General features: G+C 68.4%; 16 protein-coding genes. 10 read left to right on the forward strand and 6 right to left on the reverse strand.

The features are described from left to right. The first annotated feature begins 20 nt into the window (after positions 1-20). From DMH01_RS30035 to DMH01_RS30060, 6 genes are all read left to right on the forward strand, one after another. Entirely contained in the window at positions 21-2,624 is a 2,604-nt protein-coding gene (locus DMH01_RS30035) for a P-loop NTPase fold protein (protein WP_125680628.1), read from the forward strand. Positions 2,625-2,678: 54 nt separating this feature from the next. Then, positions 2,679-4,433 carry a substrate-binding and VWA domain-containing protein gene (locus DMH01_RS30040; RefSeq protein WP_125680630.1) on the forward strand — a complete coding sequence of 585 codons (1,755 nt, stop codon included), beginning with the start codon at positions 2,679-2,681 and terminating at the stop codon, positions 4,431-4,433. Between the two features lies 1 nt (position 4,434). After that, positions 4,435-4,941, forward strand: a complete 507-nt coding sequence (locus DMH01_RS30045; protein WP_125680632.1) for a hypothetical protein — start codon at positions 4,435-4,437, stop codon at positions 4,939-4,941. A 50-nt stretch (positions 4,942-4,991) separates the two neighbouring features. Next, a complete protein-coding gene (locus tag DMH01_RS30050) occupies positions 4,992-5,357 on the forward strand; it encodes a hypothetical protein (protein WP_016331763.1) in 366 nt (121 codons plus the stop codon). A gap of 29 nt (positions 5,358-5,386) precedes the next feature. Further along, entirely contained in the window at positions 5,387-6,088 is a 702-nt protein-coding gene (locus DMH01_RS30055; RefSeq protein ID WP_125680634.1) for a Crp/Fnr family transcriptional regulator, read from the forward strand. Between the two features lie 121 nt (positions 6,089-6,209). Further along, positions 6,210-6,899, forward strand: coding sequence for a hypothetical protein (locus DMH01_RS30060; RefSeq protein ID WP_034317906.1), 690 nt, complete (start codon positions 6,210-6,212; stop codon positions 6,897-6,899). 148 nt (positions 6,900-7,047) lie between these two features. On the opposite strand, the gene DMH01_RS30065 is transcribed toward DMH01_RS30060, so the two are convergent. The 5 genes from DMH01_RS30065 to DMH01_RS30085 all read right to left on the reverse strand — a co-directional run bounded on the left by DMH01_RS30065 (position 7,048) and on the right by DMH01_RS30085 (position 12,314). After that, complete coding sequence (locus DMH01_RS30065) at positions 7,048-8,493, reverse strand: DUF1996 domain-containing protein (RefSeq protein ID WP_125680636.1); 1,446 nt, start codon at positions 8,491-8,493, stop codon at positions 7,048-7,050. A 168-nt stretch (positions 8,494-8,661) separates the two neighbouring features. After that, a complete protein-coding gene (locus DMH01_RS30070) occupies positions 8,662-9,216 on the reverse strand; it encodes a hypothetical protein (RefSeq protein ID WP_125680638.1) in 555 nt (184 codons plus the stop codon). Between the two features lie 118 nt (positions 9,217-9,334). Continuing rightward, the gene (locus tag DMH01_RS30075; protein WP_125680641.1) at positions 9,335-10,852 is read right to left on the reverse strand and encodes a tripartite tricarboxylate transporter permease; all 1,518 of its coding nucleotides are present in this window, start codon (positions 10,850-10,852) and stop codon (positions 9,335-9,337) included. Further along, the gene (locus DMH01_RS30080; protein WP_125680643.1) at positions 10,852-11,349 is read right to left on the reverse strand and encodes a tripartite tricarboxylate transporter TctB family protein; all 498 of its coding nucleotides are present in this window, start codon (positions 11,347-11,349) and stop codon (positions 10,852-10,854) included. The genes DMH01_RS30075 and DMH01_RS30080 overlap by 1 nt, the downstream gene beginning before the upstream one ends. Continuing rightward, a complete protein-coding gene (locus DMH01_RS30085; protein WP_125681403.1) occupies positions 11,346-12,314 on the reverse strand; it encodes a tripartite tricarboxylate transporter substrate binding protein in 969 nt (322 codons plus the stop codon). Before DMH01_RS30085 ends, DMH01_RS30080 begins: the two co-directional genes overlap by 4 nt. Before the next feature lie 132 nt (positions 12,315-12,446). On the opposite strand from DMH01_RS30085, the gene DMH01_RS30090 reads away from it, so the two are divergent. Together DMH01_RS30090 and DMH01_RS30095 are read left to right on the forward strand one after the other, a co-directional pair. Then, positions 12,447-13,979, forward strand: coding sequence for a sensor histidine kinase (locus tag DMH01_RS30090; protein ID WP_125680645.1), 1,533 nt, complete (start codon positions 12,447-12,449; stop codon positions 13,977-13,979). After that, positions 13,976-14,638 carry a response regulator gene (locus DMH01_RS30095; protein ID WP_125680647.1) on the forward strand — a complete coding sequence of 221 codons (663 nt, stop codon included), beginning with the start codon at positions 13,976-13,978 and terminating at the stop codon, positions 14,636-14,638. The genes DMH01_RS30090 and DMH01_RS30095 overlap by 4 nt, the downstream gene beginning before the upstream one ends. Before the next feature lie 27 nt (positions 14,639-14,665). On the opposite strand, the gene DMH01_RS30100 is transcribed toward DMH01_RS30095, so the two are convergent. After that, positions 14,666-15,232, reverse strand: coding sequence for a TetR/AcrR family transcriptional regulator C-terminal domain-containing protein (locus DMH01_RS30100; RefSeq protein WP_125680649.1), 567 nt, complete (start codon positions 15,230-15,232; stop codon positions 14,666-14,668). A gap of 92 nt (positions 15,233-15,324) precedes the next feature. Here DMH01_RS30100 and DMH01_RS30105 point away from each other — a divergent pair, with 92 nt between their 5' ends. Both DMH01_RS30105 and DMH01_RS30110 read left to right on the forward strand, forming a co-directional pair. Further along, on the forward strand, positions 15,325-16,671 hold the full coding sequence (locus DMH01_RS30105; protein WP_233621712.1) for a DHA2 family efflux MFS transporter permease subunit: 1,347 nt from the start codon (positions 15,325-15,327) through the stop codon (positions 16,669-16,671). Between the two features lie 93 nt (positions 16,672-16,764). Continuing rightward, entirely contained in the window at positions 16,765-17,967 is a 1,203-nt protein-coding gene (locus DMH01_RS30110) for an ROK family transcriptional regulator (protein WP_034317955.1), read from the forward strand. Positions 17,968-18,304 lie beyond the last annotated feature (337 nt).

Raw genomic sequence — 18,304 nt, forward strand, 5'->3', positions numbered from 1 at the left:
GACCGGAAGACTGTGCAGTTATGACGACGGCGCGTTTCACCGGACACGAAGAACCGATCCTCGCGGTCGCGGTGAAGGGAAACCGGCTGGTCACCGGCGGCGCGGACCGGACCGTGCGGGTATGGGACCTGGAAACCGGAGAGCAGCGTTTCGCGCTGAGCGGCCACGATCGGCCGGTGCTGGCGGTGGGTATCTCGGGTCAGTACGTGGTCGGTTGCGATGGGGCGACGGTGCGGCGCTGGCGGATCACCGGTTCCGGCGCGCATCCCCCGGAGGTCCAGACCACCAAGCGGACGGTGGCGGTCGCGGTGGCGAAGGATTTCGCCGTGTCCGGCGCGGGAAGCACCGTCGAGGTCCGGCGGCTGGACGGCGCGACGGTACGGGCCCTGCGCACCGGCGGCCCGGAGGTCGAATCGGTCGCGGTGACCCCGGACGGCCGGGTCGTCGTCGCCGGGGACGACGCCGGTGGCGTGCGGCTGTGGGACAGGGAAATCGTTTCCCACTACCGGTTCGGCGGCGCGGGCGCGGTCCATGTGGTCGCGATCTCGGCCGACGGCCGGCAGGTGTTGTCCGCCGAAGGCGAGATGGTCCGGTTGTGGGGGCGCAAGGGCGATCCGGCCCTCGTCTTCCCCGGGCACACCGGCGTGGTGCGGGCGCTGGCCTTCGGCGCGGACGGCAAGCTGGTGCTCTCCGGCGGTTCCGACGGCGAGGTCCGCGTCCGCGAGATCGACGACCCGCGGGACTACACGCTCCTCAAGGGACATCAGGGGAACGTCCGGGCGATCGTCTGCACCGCGGGCAACGAGAAGATCGTCACGGTCGGGGACGACCGCACGATCCGGGTGTGGGACCGCTTCGGCAACCAGATCGACGGCACCGGCTTCGTCGAACCCAAACCGGGCCGGGCGCGGCCGCGGATCACGCCCGACGTCGAAAGCCCGGTCGACCTGATCGGGTTCCACGACGACGTGCGCACGCTCGCCGCGGTCATCGCCGACCGCGAGACCAGCCCGCCGCTGTGCGTCGCGCTGCTGGGCCCCTGGGGCTCCGGCAAGTCGAGTTTCGTCCGCCAGGTGACGGACCGGGTGGCCGAACTGGCGCGCCGGTCCCGGGGCGACGCCGCCAACAGCGTGTTCGCCGGTGAGATCCGGCAGATCCGGTTCAACGCCTGGCAGTACCACGACGACCATCTGTGGGTCGGGCTGGTGGACCACCTGTTCCGCAACCTCGGCGCGCCCGAGACGCACGCGGACGCCGGCGAGGTCCGCGCCGAACGCGAGGAGCTGCGCACTCGGCTCGCGGGGCTGAAGGCGGTCAAGGCGGATTCCCCGCACACCTGGCGCTGGCGGCTGCTGGTGTCCGGGGTGGACCGGGCCGAACGCCGCCGGCGGAGGCTCGCCGTCGCGGGGTACGCGGTGCTGGGCGTGCTCGGTGTCGCCGCGGCGATCACCGGCTGGGCCTTGTGGCACAACGCGATCCTCGCCGCGGCGGGCGCCATCGTCGCGCTCGGCGCCGTGCTGACCCCGGCGCTCACCACCGCCAGGGCCGCCCTCGCGCCACTCAAGTCCACATTGGACAAACTGCGGCACGACGTCGACAAACGCGCGGAACGGTTCGAGACCGAGGTCCGGGAGACCGAGGAACGGCTCCGGCGGCTGGACGCGGCCAGCAGGCTCGGCGAGCTGATCGAAGAGGCGAAAACCGGCCGATACGGGGACTACCAAGGGGTTTTCGCCCGGGTTCGCGAAGACCTCGCGAACCTGAGCGCCGATCTGGTGGACGCCAGGGAGGAATGGCTGCGGGCGGGCGGCAAGGGCAAGCCGCCGCTGGAGCGGATCGTGCTCTACATCGACGATCTCGACCGCTGCCCGCCGCCGAAGGTGATCGAAGTACTGGCCGCGGTGCATCTGCTGCTGGCGCTGCCCGCGTTCGTCGTGGTGGTCGCGGTCGATTCGCGGTGGCTGCGGCGCTGCCTCGACCAGCACCACGAAGAACTTTTCGGCAGCGGGGAGGCGCGACAGGCGGAGTACCTCGACAAGATCTTCCAGATCGTGTTCGCCCTGCGCCCCATGGGAACCGCGGCGGACGAGCTGATCGACGCCCTGATGCCGATCGAGGAACGGGAACCGGAGCCGTCCGAGCCCGAAGAATGGCCGGAGGACGAGGGCGCCCCAGAAGACGGCGAAACGAGGGAGGTGGTCGTCCAGGAGACGGCCCCGCCGACGTTCTACAACATGCGGCCGGACCGGTTGCGGCTCACCGAGGTCGAACGCGCTTTCGTCCACGTGCTGCGGAAAAGGCTGAACACGCCACGCGAGATCCGCAAGCTGGTCAACCTCTACCGGCTCGTGCGCATCGGCATCCCGGACGCGGAACTGGCGCGGTTCGTCGGCGGTCCCTATCGTGCGGTGCTCGTCCTGCTGACCCTGCTGGTCGCCGATCCGGACGCCGCGCGCAAGACGTTCGTCGCCCTTTCGGCAGGCGAATCGTTACGGGAGGCCTTTCCACCTGAATGGCGGCTAGACGCCGAATCCTTCGATGATCTACAGGTCTATCGGAATTGGGTGGGCACCCTCGCCCGGTTCGGTTTCGAAACCTACGATCTCGTGACCGAGGAGACATAACCGGGAACCACGTTGTAGCTACACTTGCCCGCTACAACGGCTAGGGGGCGGCGCATGCGGAGATCAGGCTGGCTTTCGCTCGTCTTCGGCGCGCTCGTCGGGACGCTCGTGATCGTCCTGCTCGCCACCACGGTCACCCCGCCCTCGAACGCGAGCAGGGCCGACTGCGTCCGCCTGGTCACCAGTTCCTCCACGGAGAAGGGCGACCTGATCGCCGAACTGGCCGAGCGGTACAACAACACCGGCCGGACGTTCGACCGTGGCCGGTGCGCGAAGGTCGAGGCGTACAAGAAGACCTCGGGTGCCACGCTCGACCTCATCGCCGACGGCTGGAACGACATCGACGAACGCCAGCCCGAACCCCAGGTCTGGCTGCCCAGTTCGTCGCTCTGGCTCGATCTGCTGCGCCAGCGCGGAAAAGGCGAGCGGATCAGGACCGGGCCCAAGACCTCGCTCGCGACCAGCCCGATGGTGATCGCGATGCCGGAGCCGATGGCCAAGGCACTGGGCTGGCCGGAAAGAACGCCCGGCTGGGGCGACGTCCTGGAAATGAACCGCAACGGCGGCTGGGCCTCGAAGGGCGCGGCGTACGCCCAGTGGGGGAACTTCACGCTCGGCAAGGACAACCCGCGACGGTCGACGTCCGGGCTCGCCGCGACCATCGCGACCTACTTCGCGGCGACGGGCGGCGACTACGGCAAGATCGGGACCGCGGAGACCGTGCAGTTCGTCCGCGGGATCGAGGCCTCGGTCGCCTACTACAGCGACGATTCGGTGGCCTTCCTGAAGACGCTGTACGAAGAGGACCGCAAGAAGCCGACGCCCTACATCAGCGCGATGGCGATGCAGGAGCAGATGGTCTATCTCTACAACCGCGGCGTGCCGACCGGGGATCCCGCGCAGCTGAAGGGCGACCCCGTCGCGCCGCTGCGCCCGCTGGTCGCCGTCCACCCCAGGGAAGGGACGATGCTGATCGACCATCCCTTCCTGACCACCGCGAACGCGACACCGGAGCAGCAGGCGGCGGCCAAGGACTTCTACGACTTCCTCCTGGAAGCCGAACAGCAGAAACGGTTCCGTGATCTCGGGTTCCGGGACCCCGGTGGGAGCGGCAACCCGGAGCTGGCCAAGGTCGTGGGCACGCAGGAGACCCAGGAGCCGCCGAAGATCGGCGTCCCGACCGGCGAGCAGATCCAGAAGATGCTGGACGGCTGGGAGTACACGCAGCGGCGCGGCCGGATCCTGCTGGTGCTGGACCTGTCCGGCTCGATGAACGAACCGTTCGACAAGAACCGCAAGGACAAGCCGTACTCCGAGAGCCGGATCGCGCTGCTGAAACCCGCGATCCGGAAACAGCTCGAGTACCTGCATCCCGAAGACGAGGTCGGGTTGTGGACGTTCTCCGACGGGTATGAGGAAAAGATGCCGATCGGCAAGGTGAAGAACGTCCGCGGCCCGATGCTGGACCTGGTCGAAAACCTGACCCCGAAAGGCGATACGGCGCTGTACCAGACCGTGATGGCCGCGAACGACAAGATGCGGCGGGAGTTCGACCCGAAGCTGATCAACGCCGTCGTCTTCCTGACCGACGGCGAGAACACCGAGGCCGGGACCAAGGAGCAGGTGCTGCAGAACGTCGACGCCGAGCGGCTGGACAACTCCGTCCGCATCTTCACGATGGCCTACGGCGCGCAGGCCGACAGCCGGGTCCTCGACGAGATCGCGCAGAAGTCCAAGGCCCGCAGCTACCAGGCCGTCGACCCGCACGGCATCGACAAGATGTTCGTCAACGTCTTCAGCAACTTCTGACATGGCCGATCACGACAACCGCCCGTTCCACGTCGTCGCGGTGGTGCTCAGCCTGATCGCCGGGCTGATCGGCCGCGCGGTGACCTATCCGCATCCGCAGGCCTGGCTGTTCGGCGGCGTCGCCGTCCTGGCCGTGCTGATCCCGGCCGAGACCGCGTTCTTCGTGCTGAACGGAAGGCGGCCGAGGCAGGCGCAGCCGAAACGTGCGCCGGAACCGCCGTCCGACCACTACAGCCTGCTCGGACGGGCGCTGACGGCCATCGAAACGCTGCGGCCGGGCGAGACGGACCTCGCCGGAGTCTTCCGGCGGGCGGTGGCGAGGCTGGAAAGCCGCACGGATCGGAACAGTCCCGAAGTCGTCGAGCTGCGGGTGACGGTGAAGCAGACCACCGAGAAGCTGGAGCGACACGCGCGGGACGAGAACCCTGATCCGGTGATGCTCGTCGAACGGATGCGGCTGTACCGGGAAACGCTCGAAGACGCCCTCGCGGCGGTCGAACCGAGGTGAGTGTTCGGTGCCGAACAGACTACGGCCGTGCGTCGTGCTGATCTGAGGGCATGCCGTTGATCGGGCGCCGGGTTGTCGAGGGCGTGGAACATGTGGTCGTACCGGTGGAGCACCGGTTCAGCCTGGAGGAGGCCGTGCTGGCGGTGATGGCCGCCAAAAGCACCGTGCGGCCCGCTCCGGGAATCAAGGTCGCTCCGCTGAAGGTGTCGGAGGTACGGTCAGCGCTGCTCTATGCGGCGAAACACGCCGATAGGCGACACCAGATCGTGGACAGCTATTTCGTCGAGGCCGAAGACGGACCGTTGCACCGGCTGGCCGAGTGGATCAGATCGGAGCTGGTCCGGCTGGGCATCTTCACCACTCACGACGGTTCCGCCGCCGGATCGGGTGGCCGACTCGGTTACTCTCCGCGATAGGTGTTCACGACTGCCTGGGAGGGTGTTTCGTGGGTTTGGGCCAGGAGGCCGCCGAAGAAAGAGAACGTCCGTTCCTGGAGCGACTGGACGAACCCGTCCGTGCCCGGTTGCTGGAGATGGGAACCCCGCAGACCTACGAGGGCAGGCAGGCGCTGATGCGGGCGGGCGAACCCGGCGACTTCGTCATGCTGCTGCGGCACGGCTACGTGAAGGTGACCAGCGCCGACCGGATGGGTGCGACGGTCATCCTCGACGTCGGGGTCCCCGGCGATCTGCACGGCGAGATCGCGGTGATCGCGGGCGGTATCCGGATGGCCGACGTCGTCGCCATCGAGGAAGTGCACGTCCGGCGGATCGCGGCGAGTGAGTTCAACCGGTTCCTGCTGGAGCATCCGGCGGCGATGCGGGAGGTGCTCGTCAGCGTCGCCCGGCGGTTCGTGCTCGCCCAGCGGCAGCGGACCCAGTCCTGGAAACCGCAGGCGGTGGCCAGGGTCGCGACCAGATTGGACTATCTGGTCGACGTCTGTGGCATCCGGACACCCGCCGGCTGGCGGATCGGGATCCCGTTGAGCCAGGACGAACTCGCGCAGTTCATCCCGATGGGCCGGACCATGGTCGCGCAGGCGCTGGACAAACTCCGGAAGGCGGGAGTGGTGGCCAGTTCGCGCCGTGCGATCACCGTCATCGACCGCGAGGCATTGCGGGTGGTCACGGAAAAAGGTGTGACTTAGCTCACTGGCGTTGACCTGCGCGAGGTCATGTTTTGTTCGGTTCCGAACAGAACTTCCGGTGAGGAGTGGGAACACTGCTTCCTGCCGCCAGTTTTCACCGATCAGGGGAGGGGTCGCAGAGATGCAGGTGCTGACCTCAGGCCGATACAACGCGCACACCCACGCCGTCCTGTCCGTCGACATCGTCGGTTCGTCCAAGGCCAGCGACGACCTGTTGGACCCGATGAAGACCGAGATGGAAACGCTGGTTTCCCGCTCGTTCACCGCGGTCGGGCTCGCGCCGGGGGAAGCGCGTCACTTCCGGGAGACCGGGGACGGGCTGATGGTCGCGTATCCGGACCACGCCGTCGGCCAGCTCTGCGAGGTCGTGTTCCACCTGGACCATCTCCTCCGGACCCGCAACCGCTACGCCCGTGTCCCGATGCGGGCGCGCGTGGCGGTCCACATGGGACCGATGGCGGACAACCACCGCTACCACCGCACGTACATCACGCTGACCCGGTTGCTGTGCGCGTCGACCTTCAACGACGCCGTGGGCTACTGGTGCCGTTCGGATCCGACGGGCGACAAGTTCGGCGCCGGGATGATCGTCTCGCAATCGGTGTGGCGCAACGTGGTCGAGCCGTTCGGGGTCGCGCTGGTCCCGCCCGCCCGCTGCGCCCGCATCAGCGTCACGACACCGGATTTCGCGGACAGCGCGTGGATCCACCTGCCGGGCTTGGACGCGGAAGCGGTCCTCGCCGAACTGAACCCCGCTGTCGCGGTGCCGCTCGTGTTCGACCGGGTGAGCCGGTTGTCCACGACGGCCTGACCCAGACCGGGCGGTCCGGTTTCCAGGGAGGGAAAGCCGTATCGCTCGCCGGTTCCCGGCCCGGTACCCCTACGCCGGGCCGGGAACCGGACCCCCGGCGCGGGGGGTGGGGGCGCGGGTCATCCCCGCCGCGCCCCCACTTGCTCCGCTACTGCTTGCACCTCTTACCGCTGTTGACGCACTTCACCAGCTGGTTCATCAGCCGCTGCGACATGACGTTCGCGAAGTCGTCGTGATCCGAGCGGGGATTGTGCTTCTCCTGCGCGAACGCGTCGACCGCGTACTGCCCGGCCGCCTGGATCTCCGGCGGGATGTCGTACACCAGCGTGATCCGCAGCTGCGGCACGTTCTTGAAGCCGCGCGGGCATTTCCCGTTGCGGTCGGAGAACACGATATGCGTGCGGTGGTTGGCGCTGTCGGTGTTCTTCCCGTCCCAGCAGTTCGGGAACGAGTGGATCCGCGTGACCTTGCTGCCCCGCGGGCAGATCGGGTACAGCTCGGTGAGCCGGTCCTCGAAGCCGGTGCAGGTCCAGCTGGGCCGCGCGTTGGCCGGGCCGTTGGTGCTCTGCTTGGCGTCGCCGTAGAGCACGCGCAGGAATTTCGGCATCGCGACGACCCGGCGGGCGCCGCCGCTGGTGAAGGTCAGATCGACCTTCTCGGCGCGCTGGATCTCGCCTTCGTTGTCGCCGATCTCGTTGTTGTCGTTCACGCCGGGCAGGTCGGCGGCCTCGCCGTCGGCCTTCTTCTTTTCGGCGTCGCCCGCCGCGTTGACGTTGCTGTTGTCGCCGCCGTTGTCGAGGCCGCCCTCGCCGTTCTGCTTCACGGCGCAGCCGGCCAGCTGGTCTTCGTTCTTTTCGACCGGTTTGCCCGCCTGCCGCATGGTGTCGGCGATCTTCTCGATCGACGGCTTCCGCTTGTTCTTCAGTTCGTCGAGTACCTGGCCCGCTTGTTTTCCTTGCGCCAGCTGGTTGTTCGCGTTGTCGGACTCCTGGTCGAGCTTGTCGAGGTTCTCGTCGACCGCGGGCATGGCCTGGTCGGGGACCTCGCTGAGCTCACTGAGTTCGCTGGCGACGTCGGGGCAGTCGACCTGGGCGGCCGCCTCGTCCTTGGCCGCGTTCGCGCGGTCGGCGGCGAGTTTCTCCTCGTTCGCCGCCTCGTTCTCTTCCTCTTCTTCGGTGTTGATCCGGATGACCGGCCAGAAATAGGCCGACTTGTCCCCGTTCTTGCACGTGGTGCCCGCGCGCAGCAGGCTCTTGTTGTTCGAATCCGCGTTGGTCGACAGGTTCCCGACGTAGTCGTGGAGGTGCTCGGCTCCATTGCGGACACCGGGCTGCGCGATGAAGTTGTCGCCGTTGAAGTGGCCGTTCTCGTTGCGGCCGCAGTCCACGGTGAACGTCCCTCGTGCGCCTCGTTTCGCGAGGTCGAGGTTGACGTTGTTGCCGCGGGGAACCTTCGTGATGTCGATGAAGAACGACTTGTCCGCGCCGTCGGCCCTGGCCGCGTCGGGGGTTCCGGTCGTGGTGACCACGACGATCCCGCCGACCGCGATGGCGAGCGCGAGGCCGCCGGTGGCGACCTTGGTACGACGTGCCATGCGGTGGCGGCCGGCGGTTCTTTGGTTACGGGGCATGAACTTGTTCACCTCGTTCGGTGTCGTTGCCCGGAGCCCGGGGGAGGCGGCGCCGGCACCCGCCGACGTCACTGACTCCGTGTTGGCTGAAACGGCCCCGGCGGACACCCGGTTCAAAACGCGACCTCGCCGTTATGCTTTCGTTATCTTGCGGCGGCGGTGATAAGCGAGCCCCAGAACGATGGTGATCGGCCCCCAGAGGGCGAGCGGCGCGATGCAGATCGTCGCCAGTGTTTCCCAGGCTTCGTTGACGTAGGCGGCGTTTTCGGTGACGCCGAACAGGGTGAGCCGTCGCCCGTCACCGAGGGGGATCGAGCTGAAGAGCGCGGTGAGGAGCAGGCCTCCGGCCACGGCGGGAACGATTGCCGCCATCGGCCGGATCGGTTTACCGCCGAGGAAGGGAATCCATCGGGGCGCCACCTCGCCCCAGCCCCGGACGAGCCCGATGGCCAGGATCGCGATGACCTCGGAAAGCACGCTGAGCGTGAGGACGTACGGGATGCTCAACCAGAGTTCCGGCATTTCGCGATCGTGGACCTGCCCCATCTCGAAATGCACGGCGAAGGGCAGCCGCCACAGGCACGAAGGCAGCAGAAGCCAGGGGAGCGCGTAGGCGAGACGCGTCGCCCAGCGGGGAACCGGCCGTTCGGTGTCGCTGACGGCCGGGGGCCGGTGGAGGATCTTCATGAGACTGATCGTGTCGCCGTGGGGCGCCGGAAGATCACTCGCGCGGACAAGTGTCCTCCTACCGGAGAGGGAAAGACCCGGCCTCGGGGCAGTCGAGGCCGGGCCGGATTCCCACTGGTCAGACGTCCACCTTGTCCTTGGGCTCCGCCTCGGAGGCGGTGGGACGGGCAGGCAGGAAACGTTTGATCAACGGGAAGAACAGGATCACCAGGATGATCACGTAGACCACGATCGCGAACGGGGTGTTGACCAGCCCGGTCAACTCTCCGTCACTGAGCTGCAGCGCGCGCCGCATCTGCTGTTCAGCGGCCGGGCCGAGGATGACACCGATGATCGCCGGCAGCACCGGCAACCCGTACCGGCGCATCGCGAAGCCGATCAGGCCGATCACGAACATCACCAGCAGGTCGAAGATGTCCGCGTTGACCGCGTACGCGCCGACACTGGCGAAGAACAGGATGCCCGCGTAGAGGTACGGCCGCGGGATCCGCAGCAGCTTCGCCCACAGCGGCGCCAGCGGCAGGTTCAGCACCAGCAGCAGCGTCAGCCCGACGAACAGCGAGGCGATCAGGCCCCACACCAGTGAGGACTCCCGCTCGAACAGCAGCGGTCCCGGCTGGATGCCGTACTGCTGGAACGCCGCCAGCATCACGGCCGCGACCGCGGTGGTCGGCAGGCCGAGCGTCAGCATCGAGACCAGCGTCCCGGCGGCGGAAGCCGACGCCGTCGCTTCCGGGCCCGCGACACCTTCGATGGCGCCCTTGCCGAACTCGTCCTTGTGCTTCGAGAGCCGCTTTTCCGTGACGTAGGAGAGGAAAGTCGGGATCTCGGCGCCACCGGCGGGCACCGCGCCGAACGGGAACCCGATGACCGGACCGCGCAGCCACGGCTTCCACGTCCGCTTCAGATCGGCACGCGAAAGCCACGGCCTGCCGACCGGGATCGGTTTGAACGCGTTGCGCCGCAGATGCGCGGCGACCCAGAGCGACTCGCCGACCGCGAACAGCGCGACCGCCACGATCACGACGTCGATCCCGTCGGCGAGATGCAGGGAGCCGAAGGTCAGCCGCTGCTGCCCGGTCATCTCGTCCAGGCCGACCAGCCCGATGGTGAGCCCGATCAGCAGCGACGCCACGCCGCGGATCCGGGAACTGCCGAGCACCGAGGTGACCGCGATGAACGCCAGCACCATGATCGCGAACAGATCCGGCGCGCCGATGTCGACGGCGTGCTTCGCGATCACCGGGGCCAGCACGACCAGCGCGATCGTGCCGAGGATGCCGCCGATGAAATGCCCGATCGCGGCCGCCGCAAGCGCTTGCGCGCCACGGCCCTTGCGGGCCATCGGGTTGCCGTCGATCGCCGCGACCACCGCCGCGCTCTCACCCGGCGTGTTCAGCAGGATCGACGTCGTCGAACCGCCGAACATCCCGCCGTAGTAGATGCCGGCGAACATGATGAACGCGCCGGTGGGCTCCAGCCCGTAGGTCACCGGGAGCAGCAGTGCCACCGCCATGGCCGGGCCGATCCCCGGCAGGACACCGATCGCGGTGCCCAGCAGTACCCCGATCGCCGCCATCGCGATATGGGTCGGGGTCAGCGCGGTGCCGAAGCCGTCGATGAGTTGCTGGAACATCAGAACACCTCCATCAACGGGCCACCGGGGAGCGGGACTCCGAGCAGGTTGTTGAAGACCAGGAAGGTCACGACGGACATGCCCGCCGCGATCAGCGGGTCACGCACCAGGTTGCGGCTGCCGAGCGCGTACGCCGCGCCCCAGAACAGGATCGCGCCCGAGATCGGGAAACCGACCAGGCCGATCAGCGCCGCGTTGGCGAGGAAGGCGCCGCACAGCAACAGCACCGTGCGCAGGTCGGCGGGCGCGGTCAGGTCGACGTCCTCGCCGCCCTCGGCCTCGCCCTTGCCGCCGCGCAGCACGTCGCGCGCCAGCAGCACGGCGACGAGCAGCAGCAGCGAGCCGACCAGGATCGGCACCGCCTTCGGGCCCACCGGGCCGCGCTGGGCGAAGTCGGTGGGAATGCTCAGCGCGTCGGTGAGCACCAGGACGCCGAGCACCACGAGCCCGACACTCACCCCGAGTTCGGAGCGCTCCTTCAGCCACGTGGTCGTCATGCCAGACCCAGCTCTTTCAGCACCGTTGCCACTCGAGTGTTCTCCTCTTTGAGAAACGAACCGAACTGCTCACCTGGCGCGAACGCGCCGGTCCATCCGTTGCGCTGCAAGGCTTCCTGCCACTGCGGCGTCTTCTGCAACCGCTCGAACAGGCTCACCAGCTTCGCGCGGTCGGCGTCGGTGATCCCGGGCGGAGCGACGATGCCGCGCCAGTTGGTGAACTTGACGTCCACCCCGGACTCCGCGAGCGTCGGCGCGTCGATTCCGGGGATCCGGCTCCCGCTGGTCACCGCCAGCACCCGGAGCGTGCCCGCCGCGATCTGGTCGCGGTACTCGCCGACACCAGAGACACCGAACGCGACCTTGCCGCCGAGGACCGACGCGAGCAGCTCACCGCCGCCGTCGAACTGGACGTAGTTGACCGCCTTGGGTGCGAGACCGACGGCCTTCGCCATCAGCATCGGCGCCAGGTGGTCCGGCCCGCCGGGCGACGAACCGCCGCCGACCTGTACCGCGCCGGGGTCCTTCTTCCAGGCCTCGACCAGCTGACCGATGTTCTGGTACGGCGAGTCCTTGCCGACCACGACGATGTCCGACTCTTCGATCAGCTTCGCCACCGGTGTGGTGTCGAGCAGCGAAGACGGCGACTTGTTCGTGAACACGCTGCCGACGACGCCCAGGCCCATCGACATGACGAGTTTGCCGTTGCCGCGTTCGGCCACCGTGCGGCCGAGGCCGACCGTGCCTCCGGCACCGGGGAGGTTGAAGACCTCCGCGTTGCCGAGCAGGTCGGCGTCTTCCATCGCCTTGGTCGCGGTCCGCGCCGTGATGTCGTAACCGCCGCCGGGCGCGTTGGGCACGAGCACCCGCAACGACCGGATCTGCGAGCCCTCGTCGGCCTCGCTGCCCGGGGTGAGCAACGGTGGCACCAGCAAAACGGCGACGAGCGCCGCCGCGATGGCCAACCAGCTACTGGGCTTCACTGTGATCCCCGCCTCTCTGCCGCGTGGTTGGACATGTTGCACTCGTGTAAACAGAGATGTCCCGCTTGCGGGCCCAATGGTTGTTGTGTTCGTTTTGGTCACGCGGAGGTGGCGATGGGTGCTCGGGGTTCCTTGGCCCGCCAGCTCCTCGTATGGCAACTCGTAGTCGTGACCTGCCTACTGTGCGCGGTGGGCGTGCTGGCCGTCGTCCAGGCGGGGAACAACTTCCGCACGACCGAGGGACGCCGGGCGCTTTCGGTCGCGGAGAGTGTCGCCGCGCAGGGTGTCGTGGGCGACCTCGAGAACGGCCCGTTCGAACTGAACGCCCCCGCGGCGACCGCGCGAAGCTTCTCCGGGGTGGATTTCGTGGTGATCGCGGGAGCGGACCGCTATGTGCTCGCGTCACCGGATCCGGGTCAGGTGCGGACGCTGCTCGACACCGGCGAGAGCACTGTCCTCTCTGGACGGTCGTGGGTCGGCGAACTCGACGGTTCGATCGTGGCGCACGTCCCGGTGCTCGACGAAAAGGGCGGAAAGGTCGTCCGCATGGTCGCGGTGGGCTCGAAGTCCCCCGGGTTCTTCGCCGGCGTGCTCGACTCGCCGGACAACGCGCTGCGGGTGCTGGGTGTCGCGCTGGTGATCGGCGTGAGCGGCTCGCTGCTGCTGGCGCGGCGGGTGAAGAACCAGACGCTCGGCCTGGAACCGCACGAGATCACCGCGCTGGTCGAGAACCGGGAGGCGCTGCTGCACGGCATCAAGGAGGGCGTCGTCGGCCTCGACCCGCAGCACCGGATCACCCTGGTGAACGACCAGGCCCGCGAACTGCTGGCGTTGCCGGAGGACGCCGTCGGCCGCTCGGTCGAGGACCTCGATCTCAACGAACGGATCCGCGACCTGCTCACCGGCCGCGCGACCGGCGCCGACCAGATCGTGCTGAGGAAAGGGAAGGTGCTGACGCTGAACCGGATGCCGATCGACGTGCGGGGAGCCGTCGTCACCTTGCGCGACCGCACCGACCTGATGACCCTGCGGGACGAACTCGACGCCAGCAGGCACGCCACCGACACGTTGCGGGCGCAGGCGCACGAGTTCAGCAACCGGCTGCACACCATCTCCGGGCTGCTGGAACTCGGGGAATACGAAGAGGTTCGCGGCTACGTCAGCCGGATCAGCTCGGCGCAGGGGGAGTGGCGCGCGGAGGTCGGCTCGCGGGTCGGCGACCCGGCGGTGGCGGCACTGCTGATCGCGAAGGCGTCGCTGGCCGCGGAACGCGGGGTCGGGCTGCGCATGGCGCCGGACAGCGAACTCGACCGCGTCGAGGACGCACTTTCCACCGATTTGGTGACAGTGCTGGGAAATCTCGTCGACAACGCGCTGGACGCGCTGGGCGGAGAGCAGGGCTGGATCGAGGTCGGGGTGTGGCAGGAGGAGGACGAGGTGCGCGTGGTGGTCCGTGATTCCGGACCGGGAGTCGCCCCGGAGATCGCGGAAGAGGTGTTCGAGCACGGCTTCACCACGAAGGCCGCGGCGCACGGCCAGCGCGGGCTCGGGCTCGCGCTGATCCGGCAGGCGTGCGTGCGGCGGGGTGGTTCCGTCGAGGTGCACAACTCCGGTGGCGCGGTGTTCACGGCGAGGTTGCCGCGATGATCAAGGTGCTCGTCGTCGACGACGATTTCATGGTCGCGAAAGTCCACAGTGGATACGTCGCCCGCACCGAAGGGTTCGCCGTGGTCGGGGTCGCGCACACCGGCGCAGACGCGCTCCGCCTCGCGCGGGAACTGAAACCGGATCTGGTGCTGCTCGACGTCTATCTTCCCGATCTCGACGGGCTTTCGGTGCTGCGGGAACTGCGCGCGACCGAGGACGTCGACGTCATCCTCATCACCGCCGCGACCGACGTGGAAACCGTGCGGCAGGCGATGCGGGGCGGGGTCCTGCACTATCTGATCAAGCCGTTCGAGTACGCGTCCCTGCGCGATCAGCTCACCCATTTCGCGTCGCTGCACCAGCGGCTCGACCGGCTGGCGGAGGCCGGGCAGGCCGATGTCGACCAGGTCTTCGGCGCACGCCCGAGCGCGAAACCCGTGCTGCCCAAGGGACTCACGGCGGAGACCGCGCGGCTGGTGGAGACCGCGCTGCGCGGCGCGGCCGGCGGGATGTCCGCGAGCGAATGCGCCGAAGCGACCGGCGTCGCGCGGGTGAGCGCGCGCCGGTACCTGGAGCACTTCGTGGCGACCGGGAAGGCCGAGGTGACCCTCAAGTACGGCGGGACCGGGCGGCCGGAGCGACGCTATCTCTGGTCCTGACCCGCCGCATTCAGTCCTCTAATTGCGCTAGGCGACATCCTGGTCTGGCGGATTCGCGACATCGACGTCCGCGCGGAGCCCGGCGATCAGGCGCGCGAGGCCGTATTCGAAGGAGGCGGCCGGATCCTCGTCGTGGTCGCCCTCGACGTGCTGTTGTTCGTCGATCGCGCAGCCGAGCGTGTACCGGCTGATCGCGAGGATCGCGTGCGTCGCGTCCTCTTCGGTGAAACCGGCCCGCAGCAACGGTTTGATCAGCGGCGTCATCGCCGACCGGCCGGTCGGGCGGGAGCCCGCGTGCAGCCGGGCGCCGTCCCGGTAGGACAGCAGCGTGCGGCGGATGGTGCGGGCGCGCCGCGCGAGCCACTCGGCCCAGTCGTCCATCGCCGAGGTCTCGTCCAGCGGGGCCAGCCGGTCGTCCAGCATGGTCTCGGCCATCTGATCGAGCAACGCCTGCTTGCTCTTGAAGTGCGTGTAGAGCGCGGGACCCCGCACACCGAGCTTTTCCCCGAGCTTGCGCAGGCTCAATCCGTCCAGCCCGACCTCGTCGAGGAGTTCGAGCGCGGCTCGAACGTAGCCATCCCGTCTCACGACCATGCGCACACCTTCGCCGGTCCGTATCGGACTTGACAACTCGACAGTAGCTTATCACTGTTAAGATCTTAACGGTGATAAGATCGGCAGGTAGGATGATCGGAAGTCCCGAGGAGCGCATAACCCCGGCGTTGTGGGGGATGGCGTCGATCCTGACCCTCGGCGGGTTCCTGTCGATGTTCACCTCGACCGTCGTCACCGTCGCGCTCGGCACGATCGCGGCCGGATTCCGTGCACCGCTCGGTACCGTCCAGTGGATCGCCACCGGCTATCTGCTCGCGCTCGCGGCGATGGTGCCGGTGAGCGGCTGGGCGTGCCGCCGCTTCGGCACGACGCGGCTGTGGCTGGTGTGCGTCGGTCTGTTCGCGGTGCTTTCCGCGCTCTGCGCGACGGCGACGTCGATCGAGGCGCTGATCGCCTTCCGAGTCCTGCAAGGCGCCGCGGGCGGACTGCTGGTCCCGGCGGGACAGATCCTGTTCGCGACGACGGTGGGGCCGAAGCGGCTCGGCCGAATGATGGCCGTGCTGAGCATCCCGATCTACCTCGCGCCCGTGCTCGGCACCCTGGCCGGCAGCGTGCTCACCGAGCGGTTCGGTGTGCCGTGGCTGTTCCTGGTGAATGTGCCGCTCTCGCTGCTCTGCCTGCTGCTGGGCCGGAAACGGTTGCCGAGGGAGCGCCCCGTCGACACCCGCCGGCTGGATTGGCGCGGCTTGGTGCTCACCGTGACCGGGCTGCCGTTGCTCGTGTACGGCTTCGCCGAAGCCGTCCCGATCGCTGCGGCCGCCGGCGCGATCCTGCTCGCCGTCTTCGCGGTCACCGCGCTGAGATCGCCCGCGCCGTTGCTCGAGCTACGGCTGTTCCGCGACCGGACGTTCGCCTCGGCCGCCGCCGTGATCTTCGGAATGGGGATCGCGCTGTTCGGCGCGATGATCGTCCTGCCGCTGTACTACCTGGACGTCCGGCACGAAAGCCTCGTCGCCACCGGGTTCCTGACCGCGCCCCTGGCACTCGGCACGGTGCTGGCGCTTCCGCTCGCGGGCAGGCTGACCGACCGGATCGGCGGGGCCAGGGTGATCTTCGCCGGGCTGCTCGTCACGATCGCCGGGACGGTGCCGCTGGCGCTGCTCACCGGAACCGACAACTATTGGTGGCTCTCCGCCGTGCAGGTCGTCCGCGGCTGCGGTATCGGACTCACCACGGTCCCGGCGCTCTCCGCCGGGCTGGTTTCGGTGCCCAAGGAGCGAATTTCCCACGCGATGCCGCTCTTCGCCATGCTGCAACGGGTCGGCGGATCCTTCGGCACCTCGATTCTCACCGTGCTCGCCGCTCCGGGGACCGTGGCGGCCATCGCGCACGCCCACTGGTGGATCGCCGGGATCACCACGATCGTGCTGATCCCGGCGTGGCTGCTCGTCCGCGCCGAATCGTCCACAGTGGACTGAGGTGTCGCGGTGGGTTTGTTCCCGCCCGATGCGCCCCGAAGGTTCCGAGTGGCATTCGGGACAGTGGGTGGACAACGCCGTAGGCTCAGGTGAATGAGCACGGCACCCACCTCGGAGCATCCGATGGTCGAAACCCGGCACCAGACCCAGCTGCTCACCCTGTTGCGGGATGAGGGACCGATGTCCCGGGTCGAACTGGGGGAGCGGCTGGAGCTGCCGCGTGCCCGGGTGGGGGCCGAGGTCGCGCGGCTGGCCGAGGTCGGCCTCGTCGAGACCGCGGGTCCTTCGGCGAGCCGTGGCGGCAGGCGCTCCACGCTGGTGCGGCTGGCGGGAGACCTGCGGGTGCTGTCGGTGGACGTCGGCGCGACCTCGGTCGGGGTCGCCCTCACCGACGCTTCGTGCGAGGTCCTGGTGCACACCGTCGAGGACTGCGACGTCCGGCAGGGTCCGCACGCCGTGCTCAAACGCGTCGTCGCGCTGGCGGAAAAGATCCGCGAAGAGGCCCCGGGCAAGCTGATCGCCGCCGGGATCGGCCTCCCGGGGCCGGTGAGTTTCGCCGAGGGCATGGCGGTCGCGCCGCCGATAATGCCCGGCTGGGACCGGTTCTCCGTGCGCGACCATCTCGGCGGGCTGCTGCGCTGCCCGGTCACCGTCGACAACGACGTGAACTCGATGGCGCTCGGGGAACGGCACGCCGGGGTCGCGCGCTCCATCGACGACCTGGTGTTCGTCAAGATCGGTACCGGTATCGGCTGCGGGATCGTGCTCGGCGGCAAGGTGTACCGCGGCGTTGCCGGCACCGCGGGCGACATCGGGCATATCCGCCTCGACGACTACGGGCCGACGTGCGCCTGCGGTGAGACGGGCTGTCTCGAGGCGTACTTCGGCGGCGCCGCGCTGGCCCGCGACGGGCTGACGCTGGCCCGCAGCGGCCGGTCGGCATACCTGGCCGACGTCGTCGCGGACCGCGGCGTGATCACCGCGCAGGACGTCGGCCGCGCGGCGGCGTCGGGCGATTTCGGCGCGGTCAACCTCATCCGTGACGGCGGGCGCAGGCTCGGGCAGGTGGTCGCCTCGCTGGTGAGTTTCGTGAACCCGGGCATGGTCGTGATCGGCGGCGGCGTGGCGCAGCTCGGGCATCAGCTGCTCGCCGAGATCCGCAGCTCGGTCTACCGGCGGTCGCTGCCGCTCGCGACCGGGAACCTGCCGATCGTGCTGTCCGAGCTGGGGGACACCGCGGGCGTTATCGGGGCCGCCTGGTCGGCTACTGATCGGGCCTTCACGCTGAGCAGCTGACCGGGCCGTGGGCTGAAAGCGTCCTTCACCGCATGCCACGCGGCGAAGGACGCTTTCGTCGCATCGCATGCGGGGAAAGCGTCCTTCAGCCCGTCCTTGGGCACACCCGGTAGCACGTTGAGCACTCACCTGATTCCGATTAGTAACGGCAAGATCGTACAGGCTTTCGCTCGATTAGTGCGAAAGTATGCGCGGTTCTGGACGGCTATTCGGGTGATGACGCCCATTTCTGTCCTGTTGTCACCTTGACGAGTGACACGGACCACCCTACTTTCGCTGGCTAAGTAACAAAGTTTGTTACGGCCGATTCGTAAGTGAGGCGTCGTCTGATGAGGCA

Origin of the sequence: Amycolatopsis sp. WAC 04182 (assembly GCF_003947465.1) — a bacterium.
GTDB lineage: Bacteria > Actinomycetota > Actinomycetes > Mycobacteriales > Pseudonocardiaceae > Amycolatopsis.

Excerpts from the sequence above, each read along its gene's own strand:
- DMH01_RS30045 (WP_125680632.1), top strand. The coding sequence starts at position 4,435 with ATGGCCGATCACGACAACCGCCCGTTCCACGTCGTCGCGGTGGTGCTC.
- DMH01_RS30050 (WP_016331763.1), top strand. The coding sequence starts at position 4,992 with ATGCCGTTGATCGGGCGCCGGGTTGTCGAGGGCGTGGAACATGTGGTC.
- DMH01_RS30065 (WP_125680636.1), bottom strand. The coding sequence starts at position 8,493 with ATGGCACGTCGTACCAAGGTCGCCACCGGCGGCCTCGCGCTCGCCATC.
- DMH01_RS30105 (WP_233621712.1), top strand. The coding sequence starts at position 15,325 with ATGATCGGAAGTCCCGAGGAGCGCATAACCCCGGCGTTGTGGGGGATG.
- DMH01_RS30110 (WP_034317955.1), top strand. The coding sequence starts at position 16,765 with ATGAGCACGGCACCCACCTCGGAGCATCCGATGGTCGAAACCCGGCAC.
- DMH01_RS30060 (WP_034317906.1), top strand. The coding sequence starts at position 6,210 with ATGCAGGTGCTGACCTCAGGCCGATACAACGCGCACACCCACGCCGTC.
- DMH01_RS30080 (WP_125680643.1), bottom strand. The coding sequence starts at position 11,349 with ATGACGACCACGTGGCTGAAGGAGCGCTCCGAACTCGGGGTGAGTGTC.
- DMH01_RS30040 (WP_125680630.1), top strand. The coding sequence starts at position 2,679 with ATGCGGAGATCAGGCTGGCTTTCGCTCGTCTTCGGCGCGCTCGTCGGG.
- DMH01_RS30035 (WP_125680628.1), top strand. The coding sequence starts at position 21 with ATGACGACGGCGCGTTTCACCGGACACGAAGAACCGATCCTCGCGGTC.
- DMH01_RS30100 (WP_125680649.1), bottom strand. The coding sequence starts at position 15,232 with ATGGTCGTGAGACGGGATGGCTACGTTCGAGCCGCGCTCGAACTCCTC.
- DMH01_RS30090 (WP_125680645.1), top strand. The coding sequence starts at position 12,447 with ATGGGTGCTCGGGGTTCCTTGGCCCGCCAGCTCCTCGTATGGCAACTC.
- DMH01_RS30075 (WP_125680641.1), bottom strand. The coding sequence starts at position 10,852 with ATGTTCCAGCAACTCATCGACGGCTTCGGCACCGCGCTGACCCCGACC.
- DMH01_RS30070 (WP_125680638.1), bottom strand. The coding sequence starts at position 9,216 with ATGAAGATCCTCCACCGGCCCCCGGCCGTCAGCGACACCGAACGGCCG.
- DMH01_RS30095 (WP_125680647.1), top strand. The coding sequence starts at position 13,976 with ATGATCAAGGTGCTCGTCGTCGACGACGATTTCATGGTCGCGAAAGTC.